The organism is Streptomyces sp. ActVer, from assembly GCF_027270795.1.
GTDB lineage: Bacteria > Actinomycetota > Actinomycetes > Streptomycetales > Streptomycetaceae > Streptomyces > Streptomyces umbrinus_A.
In genome coordinates, this window is sequence record NZ_JAPWHT010000977.1 from 1 (window position 1) to 822 (window position 822).

The window sequence follows — 822 nt, forward strand, 5'->3', positions numbered from 1 at the left end:
GGCGGCAGAGGGCGCGTACCACTGTGAGCCGTTCGCGTGGCTCTGCGAGGGCCCTGGCGGCTCGGGGACACGGGGTGCGGCCGTACGGGTGGGCCCGCCCGCCCAGGGCGGCTCCGAGCCGGGGTCGAACCGGGTCCGGGGATGCGACTGCGGCGTCAGGATCGCGGACAGCGCGCCCTCGGCCTCCTCCGCGGTGATCCGGTGGACGGGGTTCTTGGTGAGCATGGCCGCCAGGAGCGACTCCAGCGCGCCCGCGCGCAGCGTCGGACGCGGCTCCTCCAGTACGACGGCGGTCAGCGCCGCGAGTCCCGAGTCTCGGTCGAAGGGGCCGTAGCCCTCGACGGCGTAGTAGAGCGTGCAGCCCAGCGAGAACAGGTCGGCCGCGGTGGTGGGCGGCCCGCCCTGGGCACGCTCGGGCGCCAGATACCCGGCGGTGCCCACCAGCACGGAGGTCTGCGTGTAGCGCGTCTCGCCGCCGTCGGGCTGCACGGAGATGCCGTAGTCCGTGAGCAGCACCCGGGCGTACGGCGACCCGGCGCGGTCCGGGGCCAGCAGGATGTTGGCGGGCTTCACGTCCCGGTGCATGACGCCCCGCTCGTGCCCGGCGGTCAGCGCGTCCAGCACGGCGAGTCCGACGCGGGCGCACTCGGCGGGGGCCAGCGGCCCGCGCTGGGTGACCAGGGCGTGCAGGTCGAGCGCGCCCGGCACGTACTCCATGACGATCCAGGGAAGGCCCTCGTGCTCCAGGACGTCGTGCACGGTCACCACGTGCGGGTGGCCGCGCAGCCCCGCGGCGTGCCGGGCCTCGGCGCGGGCCCGGGC

The 822-nt window shown here is 76.0% G+C and carries 1 protein-coding gene; it reads right to left on the reverse strand.

The window, feature by feature from the left end; all coding sequences use genetic code 11:
• The coding region (locus tag O3Q52_RS53710; RefSeq protein WP_269655630.1) for a serine/threonine-protein kinase at window positions 1-822 on the reverse strand (822 nt) is incomplete at both ends.